Raw genomic sequence first — 20,467 nt, forward strand, 5'->3', positions numbered from 1 at the left:
TTCCTGTGTTCCTTCTACCGTTGGCGCAACCAGACACGGCACAATGCGACCAGCTTGTCCACGTCGATCGGCTTCGAGACGTAGTCGTCCGCGCCGGCTTCGAGGCAGCGCGTGCGGTCGTTCGCCATGGCCTTCGCCGTCAGCGCGATGATCGGCAGATGCGCAAAGCGCGGATTGCGGCGAATCTCGCCCATCGCGGTCAGCCCGTCCATCTCCGGCATCATGATGTCCATCAGGATCAGATGCACTTCAGGGCCGTTTTCCAGCGCTTCGAGCGCTTCACGGCCGTTGCGCGCTATCTGCAGTTTCGCACCGAGCGGCTCCAGCACGTGCGAGAGCGCGAAAATATTGCGGACGTCGTCTTCGGCCAGCAGGATCGTGCGGCCCTCGAAGGCATTGTCGCGCTGACGCACCGTGCGCAGCATGCGCTGCTGCTCGGGCGCGAGCGACGACTCCACGCTGTGCAGGAACAGCGTCACTTCGTCGAGCAGGCGCTCGGGCGACTTCGCGCCCTTGATGATGATCGATTTCGAATAGCGGCGCAGACGATGCTCTTCCTCGTCGGACAGCATGCGGCCCGTGTAGACGATCACCGGCAGCGCGGCATGCGCGGTGTTCGCGGCGAGCCGTTCGAGCAGATCGTAGCCGGTGCCGTCGGGCAGCGCGAGATCGGTCACCACGCAGTCGAAGCTGAACTTCGCCAGATATTCCAATGCCTCCGCCAAGGTTGCGACTGCAACGATCTCGGTGTTTTCGCTTTGCAGCAATGCGCGGATGCTTTCGCGCATCGGCGTGTCGTCCTCGATCACGAGCACGCGTTTGAGGCGCTGCTGCAGACGCGCTTCGAGGCGGCGGATCGCGGCTTCCATCGTGCTGCGCGCGGTCGGCTTGAGCGTGTAGCCGATCGCGCCGAGGTGCAGCGCCTTGTCGGCGTGATCGGTAGCCGAGACGATATGGATGGGAATGTGACGCGTGAGCGGATCGTTCTTCAGCCACTCCAGCACGGTCAGGCCGGAACGGTCCGGCAAGCCGACGTCGAGCAGCACAGCGGCCGGGCGCATGTCGCGCACGAGGGCGAGACCGCTGGCCGCACTGCTCGCATGGACAAAGTCGAAGTCGAGTTCGTGGGTCAGATCGCGCAGGATTTCGGCGAAGGCGAGATCGTCTTCCACGGCGACGATAAGACGGCCGGCACGCGTGCGGTTGTCGCGGTCGTCGGCAATCGGGTTGTGTGTGGTTTCGGACGAGTTGCCGCTGGCTAAGCCGTTGGTTAAGCCGTTGGTTGAAGCGCTGGTTGAGCCGTTGATCAGGCCGTTGGCTGGCGTGATCACGCCGGGCTGGCTGCCGCCTGCAGATGGGCGTGCCAGCAGCGGCTCGGCCACAGCCGGCGCGCCGGCCGCTGTCTGTGCCGACGTATGTGCCGATGTCTGAGCCGATGCAAACGCCGGCGCCGTCGCGTGGTGCGCGTCCTGACTCGCGTTCAGCGCCGCCTCCGCATCGAGCGGCAACCACAGCGTGAACACACTGCCCTTGCCGACTTCGCTGGCAACAGTGATCCGGCCGCCCAGCAAGCGCGAAAACTCGCGCGAAATCGACAGACCGAGACCGCTGCCGCCGTATTGACGGCTGGTGGAACCGTCGGCCTGCTGGAACGCCTCGAAGATCATGTCCAGCTTGTCGGCGGCGATGCCGATGCCGGAGTCGCGCACGTCGATGCGCAGCATGCCGCCTTCGGCCGGCGCGACGGACAGCGCCACCTCGCCGCGTTCGGTGAATTTCACCGCGTTCGAAAGGAGGTTGCGCAGAATCTGCGTGACGCGCTGGCCGTCGGTGATGAAGGTATCCGGCGTGCCCGGCAAGCGCTCGAATGTCAGGCTCAAATGCCTGGCGCCGGCCAATGGCTTGAACGTTTCCTCGAGCGCCTGCAGGGTCGCGTCGATCGACACGGTTTCGAGTTCGACCGTCACCTGCCCGGCTTCGACCTTCGACAGATCGAGAATGTCGTTGATCAGCACCAGCAGGTCGCTGTTCGACGCGTGGATCGTGTCCGCGTAACGCACCTGCTCTTCCGTCAGATTGCCGGTACGGTTCTGCTGCAACAGCTTGGCGAGAATCAGCGAACTGTTCAGCGGCGTGCGCAGTTCGTGCGACATGTTGGCGAGGAACTCGGACTTGTAGCGGCTCGACTGTTCGAGGCGCGCCGCGTTGGCCGCGAGATCGTCCTGCGCGCGCAAAAGATCGGACTTCTGCCGCTCGAGACGCTGTGCGTATTCTTCGAGTTGCACATTGGTCTGTTCGAGTTCCGCTTGCTGCGCTTCCAGACGCGCCTGCGATTCCATCAGCGCGCGGCCGCGCTCTTCGAGTCCTTCATTGGAGACGCGCAATTCCTCCTGCTGCACCTGCAGTTCTTCGTTCAACTGCTGCGTTTCGGCCAACGCGTCCTGCAGACGCTCGCGATACAACGCGGCTTCGACGAAGTCGCCCATGCTCTTCGCGATCAGTTCCATGAACTCCTGATCGCGCACGCCCAGCTCGCGAATGAAACCCAGTTCGACGACGCCGTTGACCTGGCCGTCGTTTTCGATCGGCATGATGAGCAGGTTCTTCGGCGCGCTCTTACCGGTCGCGGACATCACCTGCACGTAATCCGCCGGCACGTCGCGCAAGACCAGCGTGCGGCGCGCCAAAGCCGCCTGACCGATCAGGGTCTCGCCTTCGGCGAAATTGCGCGCGGCGGCCTGCTCGTTGTCGCGGCTAAAACCGTAGGTCGCGATCCGCCGCAGCGTGCCGTGTTGTTTATCGCGTACATAGAGCGCGGCCACGACAGCGTCCAGATATTGCGCGAGAAAGTCGAGCATCGCGCGGCCGACCAGCGGCGAGGTAGTCTGCCCGACCACCTTCTCAGCGAGGAGGCGCTGCCCGGAGCGCAGCCACACCTGCTCCTGCAGCATATCGGTCTGTTCGGCCTGCTGGCGCAGCACGCCGTCATAGGTGGTCGACAGGCTCATCAATTCGCGGCGGCCCATCCATGCGAGCAGGCCGCTCACGCCCAGGCTGAACAGCAGGAACACGCCCACCAGCGTGGTGGTGACGCGGCGCGTGGCTTCGCTGCGCTCCTGACGCAGGCGCAACTCGACGTCGAGAAAATCGCCGAATTCACGGCGCGTTTCGTCAAATTCGATTTTGCCGCGCCCGCTCGCGACAGCGCCCTCGACGTTCTGATTGCGACGGCGCGCGTCGATCATCTCTTCGGCAAAACGGCTCCAGCGTTCCTGGATCGCCTGGATCTGCTTGAGCTTTTCGACTTGCGGCGGGTTGTCGGCGACCATCTCCTGCAAGGCCTCGATCTGCGTCTTGAAGCGCGGGCCGCCGGTTTCGTACGGCGTGAGGAAAGTTTCGTCGCCCGTGATCAGGAAGCCTCGCATCGACGATTCGCGATCGACCGCGAGACGCAGCATTTCATTGGCCCGGCCGATCACGCGCTCGGAATGCTCGGCCCAGTTCATGGTCGAGACCAGATAAGCAATCAGTCCGACGAAGACGGCTATCGTGACCAGGCCGACACCCAGAGGCAAGGCAATATTGCGGCGAATAATGCTGCGAAAACGATTCTGGTCGACGGCCTGGGATGCGGTCATTTTTTCTGTCTTCGGCGGGGCGAATCGAGTCGATTCGGAATATTTTTCGGATATTTCGCGTGATTCCTTCTCTCGCGAAGCGACGCGCGTAATCATACAGGATGGGCTTGTTTTTGAGAGGTGCGCGCGGGGGGTTTAGGCTTACTGGGCGGGGCGGATACGGACTCACGCAACTTTGCGCGACCCGCGTGGGTCAATCGTGCGAGGAATGCAAATCCGCTCTTCGATCATCCGATCACCGTCCACTTTCTTCCGGTAGCCGATGCCCTCTCACGCCTTCACCGATTTCTCCCGCGCGCCCTGGCGTATCGCCCTCGCCGCCGCCTTCATGTGGCATGCCTCGTTGGGCGGCGCGGCGCAGCTTGCCGAGCCGCCCGTGGCGCACGGCGGCATTGTCGCCGCCACCGTGCACGTCGAGGCGCCCACGCAGGCTTCGCCGGTCGTACCCGTGCCGCCGTCCGAGCAATACGCGGCGCTCTATCGTGACGTGCAGCTCGCGCATCTCTATCCCGACAGCAAGACCTTTGCGGACATGGTGCCGCTTTCAGCGCCCGCGCGGATCGTGGCGGCGTACAACGCCGCGAAACAACAGCCCAACTTCAATCTCGCCGAATTCGTGAAGCGGAACTTCACACTGCCCACGCGCACCGCCAAGGCCTACGTGTCCGATCCGAATCAGGACGTGGTGAGCCATATCGATACGCTCTGGAACGTGCTGCGCCGCGAGCCGGATGCGACCGCGAGCCCATGGTCCTCGCTGCTGCCGCTGCCATACGCGTATATCGTGCCGGGCGACCGCTTCGACGAGATCTACTACTGGGACTCGTACTTCATCATGCTCGGCCTCGAACAGAGCGGACAACATGCGCTGGTTGTCGATGAACTGAAAAACTTCGCAACCCTGATCGACCGGTACGGCCATATTCCAAACGGCAACCGCACCTATTACCTGAGCCGTTCGCAACCGCCGTTCTTCGCGCAGATGGTGCAGCTCGTCGCCGAAAACGATGGCGACGCGATCTACGCGCAGTATCTGCCCGAGTTGCAGCGCGAGTACGCCTACTGGATGGACGGCGCCGACGGCCTGCCCGCCGGCCACGCCAACCGGCACGTGGTGCGCCTGCCGGACGGCACGCTGCTCAACCGCTATTGGGACGAACGCGCCACGCCGCGCGACGAGTCGTATCGCGAAGATGTCCTCACCGCGCAGCAGACGCCGCAACGCGATTCCGCGGATCTGTGGCGCAATCTGCGAGCGGGCGGCGAAACCGGCTGGGATTTCAGTTCGCGCTGGTTTGCGGACGGCAAGACGCTCGCCACCGTTGACGTGACCTCAATCGTGCCCGTCGATCTGAATTGCCTGCTGGCCGATCTGGAACGCACGCTCGCCAGGGCTTATCGTCTGCGCGGCGACGTCACGCATGCGGAGAATATGGAACAGCGCGCCGCCGCGCGCGCCGAAGCGATTCGCCGCGTGCTGTGGGATCCGCAACTGCAGGCATTCGGCGACTACGACTTCGTGCATCACACGCTCACGCACCGGCTCACGGCCGCGACGGTCTATCCGCTGTATACGGGCATAGCGACCCGTCAGCAGGCGAAGACTGTCGCCGCGACATTGCAGCGCGAATTGCTGCGCCCGGGTGGGCTCGCCACCACGCAAACGGCGACGGGCCAGCAGTGGGACGCGCCGAATGGCTGGGCGCCGTTGCAGTATCTGGCGGTGATCGGCCTGCGGCGCTATAGCGAAATGGCGCTCGCGCAAACCATCGCGACTCGCTGGATCAGGACCAATGTGTCGTACTACCAGCACACGGGCAAGCTCGTCGAAAAATACGATATCGACGCAGCCACGCCAGGCGTCTCGGCCGGCGGTGGCGAGTATCCGCTGCAGGATGGCTTCGGCTGGACCAACGGCGTGCTGCGCGCGTTGCTCGTGCTGTATCCGCAGACGGTGCAGGCGTCGCGTCCAAACGATATCCCCGAAGGTCCGGCGGGCGTGTCGGCGGCCGCGGCTTCCGCTGCCGCCGCGCCGAAGAATACGCATCGGCTGCATGGCGCGCGGGTGAATCCTTGACGCGCTCTTTACGCTGCAATAAAAAAGACCTGGCCAGTGCAAACCAGCCAGGTCTTTTGACGGCTCACCGCACGCTCAAGCCGGCACGGTCTCGGCCTGCTTCGCCCGTGACCACACGCGATGCTGCTCGGCCGCCTTGATGAAGGCCTTCAGCACGTCGGCGGCCTGCTTGTCGTCGCCGGTTGCGACGCCGTCGGCATGGTCGGGCAAGTGCGCGGCAGCGAGCACGTCACGGCCCGCGCCGATCGCCGCGATCGCCTTCAGATGCTTGAACGCCTCGAGCACGAAATGCCGCGCGTCGCCCGATCCGGCCAGCGTCTTCGCACCCTTGTCGCCGCCCACCACGATCACCGCGTCGAACATGATCGACGGCAAGCCGGCAATCGTGGCGTCCGGCGCCATGCCGTCGATCGCGGCAAGCGTTGGCGCGATCAGCATGGGCACCGCGCCTTCGCCCTGCAGCGCCTTCTGCAACTCCTTGATGGCGGCGCCGTCGGAACCCGGCGCGGCCAGCAGCGCGATCTTGCGGGTCTTGATGCCCGGCCGCACCCGGTTGAGCAGGCTCAGCGCCGGCGATTCCTTGGGCCCGGTCAGCTTCGCCGTGCCTTTCTTCGGTGCCGGCAAACCGAGGCCTTCGGCCACCTGCGCCGCGAGTCCCGCGTCGAAGTTGGCGAGAATCTCATTCACCACGCGCGCACGAATTTCCGGCTTCGTCACTTTGCCGAGTTCGAATTGATAGGCCGCGGCGATGTGGTCTTTCTCAGGCTGCGACATGCTGTTATAGAACAGCGCGGCCTGCGAGAAATGATCGGCGAACGATTCGCTGCGCACACGGATCTTGGTGCCTTCCACGCGCTCCTGATAGCTTTCGAAGCCGCCGTCGGACGGCGCCGGATCGGTTTCCTTCGGCCAGCCGCCGCTCAGCGAATTCGGCTCATACGAAGCCTGGCCGACATTGATCGCCTGGCGGTGCATCGCGTCGCGCTGGTTGTTGTTGAACGGGCACACCGGCCGGTTGATCGGAATCTCGTGAAAGTTCGGGCCGCCCAGCCGGCTGATCTGCGTATCCGTGTACGAGAACAAACGACCTTGCAACAGGGGATCGTTTGAGAAGTCGATGCCCGGCACGATATGGCCCGGATGGAACGCCACCTGTTCGGTCTCGGCGAAGAAGTTATCCGGGTTGCGATTGAGCGTCATCTTGCCGATGATCTTGACCGGCACGAGTTCTTCCGGAATCAGCTTGGTCGGATCGAGCAAATCGAAATCGAATTTGTGCTCGTCGGCTTCTTCAATGATCTGCACGCCCAGTTCGAACTCAGGGAAGTTGCCCGCTTCGATCGACTCCCACAGATCGCGCCGATGAAAGTCCGGATCCTTGCCGGCCAGTTTCTGCGCTTCGTCCCACAGCAGCGAATACGAGCCCAGCACCGGGCGCCAGTGGAATTTGACGAAGCGTCCCTTGCCTTGCGCATTCACGAAACGGAAGGTGTGAATGCCGAAGCCTTCCATGGTGCGCAGGCTGCGCGGAATCGCGCGGTCCGACATGGTCCACAGCACCATATGCGCGGACTCGGGCACCAGCGAAACGAAGTCCCAGAAGGTGTCGTGCGCGGAGCCGCCGGTTGGCATTTCGTTCGGGGCTTCCGGTTTGACGGCGTGCACGAAGTCGGGAAACTTGATGGCGTCCTGAATGAAAAACACCGGCATGTTGTTGCCGACCAGATCGTAGTTGCCTTCCTGCGTATAGAACTTCACGGCGAAACCGCGCACGTCGCGCACCGTATCGGCGGAACCGCGCGGGCCTTGCACCGTGGAAAAGCGCACATAGACCGGCGTCTGGACAGCGGGGTCCTGCAGGAATGCAGCCTTGGTGTACTCCTTCATCGACTCGTAGACCTGAAACACGCCATGCGCTGCCGAGCCGCGCGCATGCACGATGCGCTCGGGTATGCGTTCGTGGTCGAAGTGCGTGATCTTCTCACGCATGATGAAGTCTTCGAGCAGCGAGGGGCCGCGGGGACCGGCGCGCAGGCTGTTCTGATTGTCGGAAATCTTGACGCCCTGATTGGTCCTCAGCGCCTGGCCTTCCGGGCTGACTCGAAACTGTTCGAGATCCTTCGATTTCGGATCCACTTGCGGGTTAGCCGCCTGCGCGTCCTTCGCTGCGGGCTTCTGCGTATTCGTTTTACCTGCCATGAGAATCTGCTCCTTGCGTTCGGGGGCGTGCCGGTGGGGAAATCCGGTCTGACGCAACGAGACAGAGCAGCAATCGATATACCCGCGCAGGCGCGCGGCTAGTCACGCTTGCCGATAACTGAGCGGTACTGAACGGGCTACGCGGCGGGCGCGCCGCGAATGGCGCGCCCGCCGTGCATTGATGGATGCGCCGGAGCGCGCGATCAGAAGCGGTAGTTGATCGAGATATCGGCTACGCCGTTGGCTTTGCGGTGCGTGACCGGACTATTGCCCGCGCTGCCCACCAGTTGTTCGAAGGCGCCGTCCGCAGTGGCGAACCAGTGCTTGTCGAACAGCCATATCGCGCTGACGCCGAAGCCCACCGACTTGAAGCCCGCGCTGGCGTGGTACTGCGGGTATTTCGAATTCGCCGCCTGGGTCTGATTCACGCCGAACCAGCTATTCATGTAAGTGGAGTCCGCCAGCGTCACGTTCGGACCGGCGAACCAGAAGAACTTTTTGGTGCTGCCCGGCATCGGCATATAGGCGCCGAGATCGCCGATCCAGCCGTTCGAGCCGCCGAAATAGCGCCTGACGTCGGCACGCAGCACGAGCGGGAAATCCTGCGAGATCACGTACTCGCCCGACAGTTTGACGCCCGGCGCCGGGTTGATATTGCCGAGGCCATCCAACTCTTGCGGATCGTCATGACCGCGGCGACCCAGATCGTAGACAGTGGCAAGACTCGCACGCCAGTTCTCGCCTTGCGCGAAATTGACACCAAGACCCTCGCCGCTCGAGAAGAAGAACAGATCCTTGTAGCGCACGTCGATGCTCGGTCCCGCCATCAGGTGATACCGGTCGGAACCCTCATAGCGCGGCTGGAACGACGTCGCCGCGCCAACCCGCACCTGCCAGTCCGGAATATTGGGCTGCCACATCTTCTGCAATGGAATGCCGACCGAATATTGCCATTCGCCCAGCGGCGAGGGAGTTTGCGCCGAGGCCGAATGCGGAATGACGGCAACGCCGCCGATGGCCACGGCCACCAGGGAGGATGCCGCGATGCCTGTTTGTTTATTGCGGAGCTTACCGCCCCGCTTTCTACGGCTGTTAAACACCAGAAGCCTCCGATCTCGCCTATGCGAAGAGGGTTATGTTCTCGCCCCGGGATCCGCGAGGGATAAAAAGCACCAGGGCGACCGCCGCGTTGCTACTTGCGGCATGTAACTTTTTCAGCGAACGACACGTATCGCTCGGCAATCTCAGGAGCCGCATCCGTCAGAAAGCCTGTAAATAGCGGCTTTTGTCTGAACAGAGCGGCACGAAAGATTTGCCGATGGACGCACTCGTGCAAAATGCGGGCCTAGTCGCTGGAGAACGGGCTCGGATCGGCGGAAGACGAAGACACAAAGAGACGATACGCGCATGCGGATGCTAACGCGGATGCGGTGAACAAGGCGCGGCCGGCGCCGCAAGACGCCGCGCCGGCCTTCTCGTGGCCTACTGCGATGCCTCGACCAGCACCGGCTTGTCGCGGTACAGATTCGGGAACAGACGCTTCAGGTTGGCGACCTTCGGCATGTCGTTGATCGCGATATACGCCGAGTTGGGGTGCAGCGTCAGATAGTTCTGGTGATACGACTCGGCCGGATAAAAGCCCTTGAACGGCTCGGCCTTCGTCACGATCGGCGCCGGGAAGGCGCGCGCCTTGTCGAGTTGCGCGATATAGCTTTGCGCCACGCGCCGCTGCGTGTCGTTCAGCGGAAACACCGCCGAGCGGTATTGCGTGCCGCTGTCCGGCCCCTGGCGATTCAATTGGGTCGGGTCCTGAATCACGGAGAAATACACCTGCAGCAACTGGCCGTAAGTGACCTTGGTCGGGTCGAACGTGACCTGCACCGACTCCGCGTGCCCCGTCTCGCCACCGCTGACCGTTTCGTACTGGGCGGTATCGCGCTGCCCGCCCGAGTACCCCGAGACGGCCTTCGTGACGCCGCGCACATGCTGGAACACGCCCTGCACGCCCCAGAAGCAGCCTCCCGCGAAAACGGCGGTTTCTTCGTGCGCGGTCGCGGCGGACACCGGTTCGTCGAGCGCCGGTGGCGCGATCACGACGGCGGCCTCCGATGAAAACGCCATGCGCTGGGCCAGCAGCAGCGCGAGCGCGCCGAGTCCGACCGAGAGTGAAATCGCCGCCACGCGCGAGCGCGCCCGACTGCCGTCAATGCGTTTGTGGAAGTTCATGAGGTCCATCCTGATTCACCTGAATCACGCGCCCGTTGCGGGCGTGAATGTCATCGCCAGACCGTTCATGCAATAGCGCAGGCCGGTTGGCTTGGGGCCGTCGTCGAACACGTGGCCGAGATGGCCGCCGCAGCGCCGGCATAGCACTTCGTCGCGCGTCATGCCGAACGACTTGTCGGTATGCGTGATGACCGCGTGATCGAGCGGTTGCCAGAAACTCGGCCAGCCCGTGCCGCTGTCGAACTTGGTCTTCGACGAGAACAGCGGCAGTTTGCACCCGGCGCAGGCGAACGTGCCCGCTCGGTGCTCGTCGTTCAACGGGCTGGTGAACGGGCGCTCCGTGCCCGCCTCGCGCAGCACGCGGTATTGCGCGTCGGTCAACAATTTGCGCCATTCGGCGTCGCTGTGCGTAACCTCGTAGGCGGCTGCCGCGCCGCCGCCTGGCGCCTGTGCCGCGCGCGCCATGCGCCACGTCGAGGCGCCGCCGGCCAGCGTTAGCGCGCCGATTAACCTGAAGAATATCCGTCTGTTGCAAGCCATGATGATCGCTCCGGAAAGTCCGTACCGCTCACCCGTTCCGGCGCCGACCGCGCCGCCCGCGAGTGTTCCCGATGCTTGGTCGCACGAGAGCGGGATAAGTGACAGCATGCGCGTCTTTTTGTGTCCCGGTGGCCGCCGCAATGGCGATTACAGTGGAAATTTCGTGGTCGAGAGAATTTCCTTGAGCACCATGAACGAGCGGATCTGCCGGACGCCCGGCAGATAGAGCAACTGCTCCGCGTGCAGGCGATTGAAGCTGTCGCTGTCGCGCGTGCGGATCGTCATGAAGTAGTCGAATTCGCCGGTCACGACGTGGCACTCCATGCAACCGGCCACCTTCTGCGCCGCTTTTTCGAACTCGGCGAACGACTCCGGCGTGGAGCGGTCCAGCACCACGCCGATGATCACCAGCATCCCCGCCCCCGCCGCCTTCGGGTCGATCAACGCGACGACGCCGCGGATCAGCCCCGACTCCTTGAGCCGCTCCACGCGACGCAAACACGCCGGCGCACTCAGCTTGACCTTCGCCGCGAGCGCGACGTTCGAAATCGACGCATCGGATTGCAATTGCCGCAGGATCGCACGGTCGATGCGGTCGAGCGCCTGCAACGGATCGGCGGAGACGGTGGTGGCGGCTGCCACCGCTGTCGGGGTTCTACGAATTTTTGTTGTGCTCATAGGCCTGTTTACAATTATTTCTTAAGTGGAACGTGGTTTTGTACTTTCAAAACTATGCCCAAGCCAATTTTTTTGCAAGCTCATTTCCAGCTCTTTTCCCTACCATTTGCTCAACGCGACCGGATGCCGTTCGCGTCCCACCTACCCGATCACGGAGCTGCCATGAACCTGCAACGATTCCCTCGTTACCCGCTGACCTTCGGGCCGACGCCGATCCAGCCGCTCAAGCGCCTGAGCGACCACCTCGGCGGCAAAGTGCATCTGTATGCGAAGCGCGAAGACTGCAACAGCGGCTTTGCGTTCGGCGGCAACAAGACGCGCAAGCTCGAATACCTGATCCCCGAAGCGCTCGCGCAGGGTTGCGACACGCTCGTGTCGATCGGCGGGATCCAGTCGAACCAGACGCGCCAGGTGGCGGCCGTGGCGGCGCATCTGGGCATGAAGTGCGTGCTGGTGCAGGAGAACTGGGTCAATTATTCGGACGCGGTCTACGACCGGGTCGGCAACATCCAGATGTCGCGCATTCTCGGCGCCGACGTACGCCTCGTCGCGGATGGTTTCGACATCGGCTTTCGCAGGAGCTGGGAAGATGCGCTGGAAAGCGTGCGGGCCGCCGGCGGCAAGCCGTATGCCATTCCGGCCGGCTGCTCCGACCATCCGCTCGGCGGGCTCGGTTTTGTTGGCTTCGCCGAGGAGGTTCGCCAGCAGGAAGCTGAACTGGGCTTCAAGTTCGACTACATCGTCGTGTGTTCCGTGACCGGCAGCACGCAGGCCGGCATGGTGGTGGGTTTCGCCGATGACGGCCGCGCCGAGCGTGTAATCGGTATCGACGCGTCGGCCAAGCCCGTGCAGACGCGCGAGCAGATCACCCGCATCGCGAAGCAAACCGCCGAACAGGTCGGGCTCGGACGCGATATCACCAGCAAGGACGTGGTGCTCGACGAGCGCTTCGGCGGCCCGGAATACGGCTTGCCGAATGACGGCACGCTGGAAGCGATCCGTCTGTGCGCGCGCCTGGAAGGCGTGCTGACCGATCCCGTCTACGAAGGCAAATCCATGCACGGCATGATCGAGATGGTGCGCAACGGCGAATTCCCCGAAGGTTCGCGCGTGTTGTACGCGCACCTCGGCGGCGTGCCGGCGTTGAATGGCTACAGTTTTATTTTCCGCAACGGCTAAACCAGGCGCTTTCTCAAGTGCTCCCTCAGGAATTCCACGAACGCCCGGATCGTGAGGGAGCTTTGCCTGTGCTGCGGATACACCGCGTAGACGCTCGTGGCGGCGGGCAGGAATGCTTCGAGCACCGGCACGAGCTGACCGCTTTTGAGCGCATCGGCGACGATAAAATCAGGAAGCCGAACAATCCCGAGGCCCGCGACGGCCGCATCGCGGACCAGTTCGCCATTGTTGGCGCGCAACGGCCCGTGGACTTCGACGCCTTTCGTCACGCCATCGACGACGAACTCCCAGCTCACCGCGCCGCCGTGCCCATATAACAGACACGAATGGCGCGTCAGGTCGGCGGGCACCTTGGGCGCACCACGGCGCCGCGCATAACCGGGACTACAGCAGGCCACCATGCGGATATCCACGAGCTTCTGCCCGATCAGCGTGGAATCCGGCAAGCTGCCGATCCGGATCGCCATGTCGAAGCCTTCGCCGACCACATCCACCGTGCGGTCGCTCAACTCCATCTCGAAGCGCACGTCGCCGTGCTCGCGCAGAAACATCGCCACGAGCGGCGACAGATGCGCCATGCCGAACGACATCGGCGCGCTCACGCGCAGCAGCCCGCGCGGCCCGGCGCGCCGCAGCGACATGGCCTGCTCGGCGTCTTCCACTTCACCGAGAATGCGTCTGGCGCGCTCGTAAAACTCCTGCCCGAGGTCGGTCACCGCCAGCTTGCGTGTATTGCGGATCAGCAACTGCACGCCGAGCGTTTCCTCCAGCGCCATCACCCGGCGGCTAACGAACTGCTTCGACAGCGACAGGCGGTTGGCGGCGGCCGTGAAGTTGTGCGCGTCGACCGTGGCGACGAAAATCCGCATGTCATCGAGCTGCATCGTATTGTCCACTCCACAGTGACAGTGTTTCCGATTCCATGGCGATTATACCGGTATGGATTGACCTACACTCTCATTCATGGATCGCGGACAAACATCTGGCCGGATCGCACAACCCAAGGAGAAAAAAGATGCTTGAAATCAGACACGCCAATCAACGCGGCCGCGCGGAGCACGGCTGGCTCAGTTCGCGTCATACGTTTTCCTTCGCTAGCTATCACGATCCCAAGCAAAACGGCTTTTCCGACCTGCTCGTGATCAACGACGACCGCGTTGCCCCGGCGCAAGGCTTCGGCAAGCACCCGCACCGCGACATGGAAATCTTTTCGTACGTGCTCGAAGGCGCGTTGGAGCACAAGGACACGATGGGCACCGGCTCGGTGATCGTGCCCGGCGACATCCAGTTGATGAGCGCGGGAACCGGCGTCGCGCACAGCGAATACAACCATTCGAAGAGCGACCCGGTGCACTTCCTGCAAATCTGGATCGCGCCAGGGCAAAAAGGTACGACGCCGCGTTATCAGCAGCGTCACTTCGGCGCGGACCAGAAGCGCGGTGTTTTACGCCTCGTGATCTCGCCGGACGGTGCAGACGATTCGTTGACGGTGCAGCAGGACGCGCGGATCTATGCCGGTCTCTTCGACGGCGACGAAACGGCGCGGCTCGAACTGGCGAGCGATCGCTATGCGTATGTCCACGTGGCGCGCGGCAGCGTGACTGTGAACGGCGTCGAGTTCAAGGAAGGCGATGGTGCGCGTGTGCGCGGCGAAGAAGCGCTAACCTTCGCCCAAGGCCACGACGCGGAAGTCCTCGTGTTCGACTTGCGCAACATCGAGACGTCGGAGTTGTGGGCTTGAACGGCCGAATGAGCTAAATACGGGCTCGCCGGAAACAAGCCGGCGAGCCACTTTCTTCCTACTCTGTTGAGATAAAAATCATGCGCTATACGTTGTTTGAAAATCAGAAAGACGCGGTCATCCTTATTGCCCGCATTTTGTTGATGGTGCTGTTCGTCATGTTCGGCTGGTCGAAGCTCACCGGTTTTTCCGGCACCGTGGCTTATATGACGTCGAGCGGCGCGCCGGTGCCTGAGTTGTCGGCGGTGATCGCCGTGGTGATGGAGCTCGTCGTGGGCATTGCGCTGCTGGTCGGATTCTTTACGCGGCCGCTTGCGCTGCTGCTCGCGATTTATACGCTCGGCACCGCGTTCATTGGCCATCACTACTGGAACATGACCGGCGCGGTGCAGTACGACAATATGATTCACTTCTACAAGAACATCAGCATCATCGGCGGATTGTTGCTGCTGTGTGTGACGGGCGCCGGGAAGTATTCGATCGATCGGCGTTGAGGCTGCTGTCTCGCGCGGAGCGGTGCGGGCGGTACGTCAAAAAAAGCCAGCCGACTTGATGCCGGGCGATGTGAAGCGCAAACAAAAACGGCGGCCCAAAGGCCGCCGTCCACTTCCACTACTCACACCACTGCATTAAACCGCTACTGCAACTTCAGCTTCACCAACCACTTCCACTTCTTCACTATTGCGGATCAGGTGATCGAACGCGGAAAGCGATGCCTTCGCGCCTTCGCCCACGGCGATCACGATCTGCTTGAACGGCACCGTGGTTACGTCACCGGCAGCGAACACGCCCGGCACCGACGTCGCGCCGCGTGCATCCACGACGATCTCGCCGTGCTTCGACAACTCGACCGTGCCCTTGAGCCATTCCGTGTTCGGCACGAGACCGATCTGCACGAACACGCCTTCCAGTTCAATCTGCTTCACTTCGCCCGAACGCAGATCCTTGTAGACCAGACCGTTGACCTTCTTGCCGTCGCCGGTGATTTCCGTGGTTTGTGCCTGCGTGATGACGGTCACATTCGCGAGGCTGCGCAGCTTGCGTTGCAGCACTTCGTCGGCACGCAGCGTGGCGCCGAACTCGAACAGCGTCACTTCACGCACGATACCCGCCAGATCGATCGCCGCTTCGACACCGGAATTGCCGCCGCCGATCACCGCGACGCGCTTGCCCTTGAACAACGGACCATCGCAGTGCGGGCAGTACGCCACGCCATGATTGCGGTACTCGCGTTCGCCCGGCACGTTGATTTCGCGCCAGCGCGCGCCCGTCGCCAGAATGATCGTTTTGGCCTTGAGCACCGCGCCGTTGGCCAGACGCACTTCGTTGATGCGGCCCGGGATCAGCGCTTCAGCACGCTGCACGTCCATGATGTCGACTTCATAAGTCTTCACGTGCTGCTCGAGCGCCGTGGCGAACTTCGGCCCCTCGGTTTCCGTCACGGAGACAAAGTTTTCGATCGCCAGCGTATCCAGCACCTGACCGCCGAAGCGCTCCGCCACCACGCCCGTCGCGATACCCTTGCGCGCCGAGTAAATCGCCGCAGCCGCGCCCGCAGGGCCGCCGCCGACGATCAGCGTGTCGAACACCGGCTTCTTCTCCAGTTCCTTCGCGGCACGCGCACCGGCGTTGGTGTCGAGCTTCGCGAGGATTTCCTTCACGCCGCTGCGGCCCTGGCCGAACACTTCGCCGTTCATGAACATGGTCGGTACCGCCATGATCTGGCGCGCTTCGACTTCGTTCTGGAACAGCGCGCCGTCGATCGCCACGTGACGGATGCGCGGATTGATCAGCGCCATCACGTTCAGTGCCTGGACGACTTCCGGGCAGTTCTGGCATGACAGCGAAAAATACGTTTCAAATTGATAGTCGCCGTCGAGATTGCGGATCTGTTCGATCACGGCGTCTTCGAGCTTGACCGGATGGCCGCCCACCTGCAACAACGCCAGCACGAGCGACGTGAATTCATGACCCATTGGAATGCCGGCGAAACGGATGCCCGTGTCCTTGCCCGGCTCGCCGATCGAAAACGACGGCTTACGCTCGGCGTCGCCACGACGCTCGATCACGTTGACGCGTTCCGACAACGTCGCGATATCGTTCAGCAATGCCAGCAGCTCTTGCGATTTTGCGCTGTCGTCGAGCGACGCGACGATCTCGATAGGCCTGCTAACCTTTTCGAGGTACGTTTTCAACTGAGTCTTGAGATTGGCATCAAGCATGGCTATTCGATTCCGTGGCGATGGTGTTGGGTTCCCGGCACCGCACGCGCCGGATAGAGCGCGCGAGGTCCGGGGACGTGCGGATCACTGTGAAAAGCGATCCGCACGCTGATGCGCCGCGAGGCGCCGACTACGAAAGGTCGTGAGACCTTAGATCTTGCCGATCAGGTCGAGCGACGGGGTCAGCGTTTCTGCACCCGGCGTCCACTTGGCGGGGCACACTTCACCCGGGTGAGCCGCAATGTATTGCGCAGCTTGCACCTTGCGCAGCAGTTCGCCGGCGTCACGGCCAATGCCGTTGTCGTGAATTTCGGCCAGCTTGATTTCGCCTTCCGGGTTGATCACGAACGTGCCGCGCAGTGCCAGGCCTTCTTCTTCGATCAGCACGTCGAAGTTGCGCGAGATTGCCAGCGTCGGGTCAGCGATCATCGGGTACTTGATCTTCTGGATCGTGTCCGACGTGTCGTGCCATGCCTTGTGCGTGAAGTGCGTATCGGTCGACACGCTGTAGATTTCGACGCCGAGCTTCTTGAATTCGGCGTAACGATCGGCCAGGTCGCCCAGTTCGGTCGGGCACACGAAGGTGAAGTCAGCCGGGTAGAACACGAACACCGACCACTTGCCCTTCAGGCTTTCTTCCGTGACGGTCTGAAAATCGCCATTGTGATAAGCCTGCGCCTTGAACGGTTTGACTTGACTGTTGATGATCGGCATTTTGCTGAGTCCTCTTTCGGAGTGGTTGGAAAGTGGAGTCAGTATGTCAGACGACGCTTAATAGGTAAAGCAGAGTGTTTTAATAACGGCGATAGTCTGACGCTATTTATCTCGCTACTCCTGCCTATCACGCGGTGGGTCAGCCTTCAGAAGCCGCCAGAGGGTCGTACGGCCGATTCCCAGCGCCCGGCTCGCCGCAGCGCGGTTGCCGCCAGCCTGTTCGAGGGCGTGGAGTAGGTCCTCGCGGGTTGGACTGAGGCGGCTCAAGGCGGGCTCGGCGGCGGCGTTTGCGGCGGCGTTTGCTAGATTCGCGCCGCCGTTCTTGCCGCTTAGGCCGCTTATGCCGCTTACACTCGCCTTGACGGTCCCCGCTCGCTCCATGCGCCCGAATTCCGGAAACATCGCCTGCCAATCCTGACCGGCAACGCCCGCTGCATCGCCGAGATAGATTGCGGCGCGCGTCAGCAGATTTTCCAGCTCCCGCACATTGCCGGGCCACGCGTAGTGTTCGAACAGGGGCGCGAGAAACGCCAGCACCCGCTCGAGCGCGCTTTCCGACAAGCCATACTCGAGCGCACTGCGGCTCAACAAGTGACGCGCCAGTTGCGGCACATCGTCACGCCGTTCGCGCAGCGCCGGCAATTTTAACTGAAGCAGGTTCAGACGAAAATACAGATCCGCGCGAAACGCACCCTGCTCGACCAGCGCGTGCAGATCGCGGTGCGTGGCGGCGATCACCCGCACGTCGACCGGCGTGGCGCGCCCCGAGCCGAGCTTCATCACCTCGCGCTCCTGCAGAACACGCAACAGGCGGCTTTGCAGCGCCGCCGGCATTTCGCCGATTTCGTCGAGGAAAATCGTCCCCGTGTGGGCGATTTCGAACAGCCCTGGCTTGCCGCCGCGCCGCGCGCCCGTGAATGCGCCCTCCTCATGACCGAACAGTTCGCTTTCGATCAGCCCCTCGGGCAACGCCGCGCAATTGAACGCGACGAACGGATTGCCGCGCCGCCGGCTCGCATTGTGGATGCCTTGCGCGACCAGTTCCTTGCCGGTGCCGCTTTCGCCGCTCAGGAGCACGGTGGCGTCGTGCGCGGCACCGGCGCGCGCCAGCCGCCGCACGCGCTCGAGCGCCGCCGAGTTGCCGATCAGGTCATCCAGCCGATGCCGCGCGACCAGATGCTTCGGGCGCTGGCTGGTGCGCAGCGAGCGGTCGATACGTTGCGCCACCAGCGCGTCCTGCAAGGTCACCACGGAGCCGGAGCGCACGCCCTGCTCCACGATCGGCATGCAATTGACGATCAGCGCGCGGCCGCCGATCTGCTGGATACGCTCCTCGATCGGCAGGTCGTTTTCGAGCGTCTCGCGCAACAGCGGCCCGACCGCGCGCTCGACTTGCGCGGGCACGTCCTGCTCGCGGTCCAGACCCAGCAAGTCGAGCATGGCGGGATTGACGGCCTCGACCTGGCCGGCGTCGTCGAAAGCGGCGACGCCGTCGCGTAGATGCGCCACGATCGTGTTCAGGCGCACGCGCTTCGATTCCTTCTGGCGGCTCACGCGCGCCAGTTCGACCGAGCGCTCGAACGCTTCTTCGACCGCGCCGAGCGAATACAGGAAAACACTCGCGAGGCCGGCCTGCTGGGCGAAGTCGCACGCCATACCGGGCCCGATGATGACGCTGCAGCCTTCGGCGGCGAGGTTGTCGACCGCGAGCCGCACTTCATCGATCGAACGGTAGGCGCGCTGCTTCAGGCTGACTTTCAGCCACGCGCTCAAGTCGGCCAGTTCGTGCGAGATCGTTTCGTGCAGGACGAGGCCGATCTGCGCGTTCGGCCATGTGGTCGTGGCGCGGGTGATCGCACTCAGTACGTCGAAGCCGTTCACCTTGACCATCACGACCGGCACGTTCAGGTTGTCGCGCAGGTAAGCGCCGTTCGAGCCGGCGGCGAGCACGACGTCGACGGAGCCTGCGTCCACGTATGCTTGCAAGGCAGTGACGGCGGCGCCGTAGCCCTCCCGGACGGAGAAGAATTTCGCGCGCCCGGCATAGCGCGGCGCGACAGTCTCGCAAAGCGACTGCAACCGGCTGATACTCACCAGTGCGATGCCTGGGCGGCCCGGATCGGGGTTCGCAAGGGACGACGTGAAAGAGGACACCGCGGCGCTCCGGTCTATGTTGAAACGTTCCATGGAACGTTTCATGGAACAGTGCGCTCATTGTGCCACGAACGCTTGTCGCGCCGCTTGCGGGCTAACTCGCTGATTGTTTGGGGCAAACTGGCAGAACCGGGAAATGGCACGCTTTCTGCCTATTCCCGCTCGCGCCATTTATCCGACTTTCCTCACAGGAGACACACCGTCATGACCCAATCCGCCGCCCGCCGCGCCGCCTTCCGCGCCAAAGTCAACCAACGCCAGGGCCTGCTCGTGCCCGGCGCCTTCAATGCGATGAGCGCCCGCGTGATCGAGGACGCCGGCTTCGAGGCGATCTACATCACGGGCGCGGGCGTGACCAATATGTCGCTCGGTCTGCCCGACCTCGGCTTCATCGGCCTTGCCGAAGTCGCCGAACATACGGCGCGGATTCGCGACGCGGTCGCGCTGCCGCTTATCGTCGACGCCGACACCGGCTTCGGCAACGCGCTGAACGTGCGCCAGACGGTGCGCGTGCTGGAGCGCAGCGGCGCCGACGTGATCCAGTTCGAAGACCAGATCATGCCGAAGAAATGCGGCCACTTTTCCGGCAAGGAAGTGGTCAGCGTGAGCGAGATGGTTGGCAAAATCCGCGCGGCCGTCGATGCCCGCGAAGACGGCAATCTGCAGATCATGGCGCGCACCGACGCGGCCGCGGTCCACGGCATCGAGGACGCGATCGAGCGCGGCCATCGCTTCATCGAAGCCGGCGCCGACATCCTGTTTATCGAAGCGACCGAATCGCTCGCCGACATCGAACGTTTGCCGGGGCTGTTCGACAAGCCGCAGCTGATCAATATCGTGATCGGCGGCAAGACGCCGGTGCAATCGCGCGAGGCGCTCGCCAAGCTCGGCTACGGCATCGTGCTGTACGCGAACGCGGCGCTGCAAGGCGCGGTGCTCGGCATGCAGCGCGCGCTCGGCACGCTGAAGAGTAATGGCCGCCTCGACGAGGACGCCACGCTGGTCGCGCCGTTCAGCGAACGCCAGCGGCTGGTCAACAAGCCGCTGTATGACAAGCTGGATCGGGAGTACGCCGCGAAAGAGTAAGAAGCATAACGAG

The 20,467-nt window shown here is 63.1% G+C and carries 15 protein-coding genes; 5 read left to right on the forward strand and 10 right to left on the reverse strand.

The annotated features are described in order from the left end of the window. Positions 1–14 precede the first annotated feature (14 nt). Positions 15–3,638, reverse strand: coding sequence for a response regulator (locus B0G80_RS31405; protein ID WP_116123789.1), 3,624 nt, complete (start codon positions 3,636–3,638; stop codon positions 15–17). A gap of 262 nt (positions 3,639–3,900) precedes the next feature. Here B0G80_RS31405 and treF point away from each other — a divergent pair, with 262 nt between their 5' ends. Further along, on the forward strand, positions 3,901–5,715 hold the full coding sequence (gene treF, locus B0G80_RS31410; protein WP_116121802.1) for an alpha,alpha-trehalase TreF: 1,815 nt from the start codon (positions 3,901–3,903) through the stop codon (positions 5,713–5,715). Positions 5,716–5,790: 75 nt separating this feature from the next. Here the strand turns inward: treF and katE are convergent, their stop codons facing one another. The 5 genes from katE to B0G80_RS31435 form a co-directional block, all read right to left on the reverse strand. Further along, positions 5,791–7,920, reverse strand: coding sequence for a catalase HPII (gene katE / locus B0G80_RS31415; protein WP_258879240.1), 2,130 nt, complete (start codon positions 7,918–7,920; stop codon positions 5,791–5,793). Between the two features lie 197 nt (positions 7,921–8,117). After that, a complete protein-coding gene (locus tag B0G80_RS31420) occupies positions 8,118–9,014 on the reverse strand; it encodes a MipA/OmpV family protein (protein ID WP_116121804.1) in 897 nt (298 codons plus the stop codon). 382 nt (positions 9,015–9,396) lie between these two features. After that, the gene (msrA, locus tag B0G80_RS31425) at positions 9,397–10,140 is read right to left on the reverse strand and encodes a peptide-methionine (S)-S-oxide reductase MsrA (protein WP_116121805.1); all 744 of its coding nucleotides are present in this window, start codon (positions 10,138–10,140) and stop codon (positions 9,397–9,399) included. Positions 10,141–10,164: 24 nt separating this feature from the next. After that, a complete protein-coding gene (msrB, locus tag B0G80_RS31430; RefSeq protein ID WP_116121806.1) occupies positions 10,165–10,680 on the reverse strand; it encodes a peptide-methionine (R)-S-oxide reductase MsrB in 516 nt (171 codons plus the stop codon). A gap of 147 nt (positions 10,681–10,827) precedes the next feature. After that, a complete protein-coding gene (locus B0G80_RS31435; protein ID WP_181920103.1) occupies positions 10,828–11,358 on the reverse strand; it encodes an Lrp/AsnC family transcriptional regulator in 531 nt (176 codons plus the stop codon). A 162-nt stretch (positions 11,359–11,520) separates the two neighbouring features. On the opposite strand from B0G80_RS31435, the gene B0G80_RS31440 reads away from it, so the two are divergent. Next, complete coding sequence (locus B0G80_RS31440) at positions 11,521–12,537, forward strand: 1-aminocyclopropane-1-carboxylate deaminase (RefSeq protein WP_116121808.1); 1,017 nt, start codon at positions 11,521–11,523, stop codon at positions 12,535–12,537. Here the strand turns inward: B0G80_RS31440 and B0G80_RS31445 are convergent. Beyond that, positions 12,534–13,421: a LysR family transcriptional regulator gene (locus tag B0G80_RS31445; RefSeq protein ID WP_116123790.1), complete on the reverse strand. Its 888-nt coding sequence runs from the start codon at positions 13,419–13,421 to the stop codon at positions 12,534–12,536. The genes B0G80_RS31440 and B0G80_RS31445 overlap by 4 nt on opposite strands. Positions 13,422–13,552: 131 nt before the next feature. On the opposite strand from B0G80_RS31445, the gene B0G80_RS31450 reads away from it, so the two are divergent. Together B0G80_RS31450 and B0G80_RS31455 are read left to right on the forward strand one after the other, a co-directional pair. Continuing rightward, positions 13,553–14,278: a pirin family protein gene (locus B0G80_RS31450; protein ID WP_116121809.1), complete on the forward strand. Its 726-nt coding sequence runs from the start codon at positions 13,553–13,555 to the stop codon at positions 14,276–14,278. Positions 14,279–14,358: 80 nt separating this feature from the next. After that, positions 14,359–14,772, forward strand: coding sequence for a DoxX family protein (locus B0G80_RS31455; protein WP_116121810.1), 414 nt, complete (start codon positions 14,359–14,361; stop codon positions 14,770–14,772). 135 nt (positions 14,773–14,907) lie between these two features. On the opposite strand, the gene ahpF is transcribed toward B0G80_RS31455, so the two are convergent. The 3 genes from ahpF to prpR form a co-directional block, all read right to left on the reverse strand. Further along, positions 14,908–16,500 carry an alkyl hydroperoxide reductase subunit F gene (ahpF, locus tag B0G80_RS31460; protein WP_106278256.1) on the reverse strand — a complete coding sequence of 531 codons (1,593 nt, stop codon included), beginning with the start codon at positions 16,498–16,500 and terminating at the stop codon, positions 14,908–14,910. A gap of 150 nt (positions 16,501–16,650) precedes the next feature. Further along, on the reverse strand, positions 16,651–17,214 hold the full coding sequence (gene ahpC, locus B0G80_RS31465) for an alkyl hydroperoxide reductase subunit C (protein ID WP_054035375.1): 564 nt from the start codon (positions 17,212–17,214) through the stop codon (positions 16,651–16,653). A 114-nt stretch (positions 17,215–17,328) separates the two neighbouring features. After that, on the reverse strand, positions 17,329–19,401 hold the full coding sequence (prpR, locus tag B0G80_RS31470) for a propionate catabolism operon regulatory protein PrpR (protein WP_258879086.1): 2,073 nt from the start codon (positions 19,399–19,401) through the stop codon (positions 17,329–17,331). Positions 19,402–19,572: 171 nt separating this feature from the next. On the opposite strand from prpR, the gene B0G80_RS31475 reads away from it, so the two are divergent. Next, positions 19,573–20,454 carry an oxaloacetate decarboxylase gene (locus B0G80_RS31475; RefSeq protein WP_116121811.1) on the forward strand — a complete coding sequence of 294 codons (882 nt, stop codon included), beginning with the start codon at positions 19,573–19,575 and terminating at the stop codon, positions 20,452–20,454. Positions 20,455–20,467: the final 13 nt, after the last annotated feature.

Source organism: Paraburkholderia sp. BL6669N2 (assembly GCF_003387275.1).
Taxonomy (GTDB): domain Bacteria; phylum Pseudomonadota; class Gammaproteobacteria; order Burkholderiales; family Burkholderiaceae; genus Paraburkholderia.

Bases quoted from the DNA above. Each gene is read 5' to 3' on its own strand.
- B0G80_RS31455 (WP_116121810.1), top strand. From the start codon at position 14,359: ATGCGCTATACGTTGTTTGAAAATCAGAAAGACGCGGTCATCCTTATT.
- ahpF (WP_106278256.1), bottom strand. From the start codon at position 16,500: ATGCTTGATGCCAATCTCAAGACTCAGTTGAAAACGTACCTCGAAAAG.
- B0G80_RS31445 (WP_116123790.1), bottom strand. From the start codon at position 13,421: ATGCAGCTCGATGACATGCGGATTTTCGTCGCCACGGTCGACGCGCAC.
- msrB (WP_116121806.1), bottom strand. From the start codon at position 10,680: ATGGCTTGCAACAGACGGATATTCTTCAGGTTAATCGGCGCGCTAACG.
- treF (WP_116121802.1), top strand. From the start codon at position 3,901: ATGCCCTCTCACGCCTTCACCGATTTCTCCCGCGCGCCCTGGCGTATC.
- B0G80_RS31440 (WP_116121808.1), top strand. From the start codon at position 11,521: ATGAACCTGCAACGATTCCCTCGTTACCCGCTGACCTTCGGGCCGACG.
- B0G80_RS31475 (WP_116121811.1), top strand. From the start codon at position 19,573: ATGACCCAATCCGCCGCCCGCCGCGCCGCCTTCCGCGCCAAAGTCAAC.
- B0G80_RS31450 (WP_116121809.1), top strand. From the start codon at position 13,553: ATGCTTGAAATCAGACACGCCAATCAACGCGGCCGCGCGGAGCACGGC.
- msrA (WP_116121805.1), bottom strand. From the start codon at position 10,140: ATGAACTTCCACAAACGCATTGACGGCAGTCGGGCGCGCTCGCGCGTG.
- B0G80_RS31405 (WP_116123789.1), bottom strand. From the start codon at position 3,638: ATGACCGCATCCCAGGCCGTCGACCAGAATCGTTTTCGCAGCATTATT.
- ahpC (WP_054035375.1), bottom strand. From the start codon at position 17,214: ATGCCGATCATCAACAGTCAAGTCAAACCGTTCAAGGCGCAGGCTTAT.
- prpR (WP_258879086.1), bottom strand. From the start codon at position 19,401: ATGGAACGTTTCAACATAGACCGGAGCGCCGCGGTGTCCTCTTTCACG.
- B0G80_RS31435 (WP_181920103.1), bottom strand. From the start codon at position 11,358: ATGAGCACAACAAAAATTCGTAGAACCCCGACAGCGGTGGCAGCCGCC.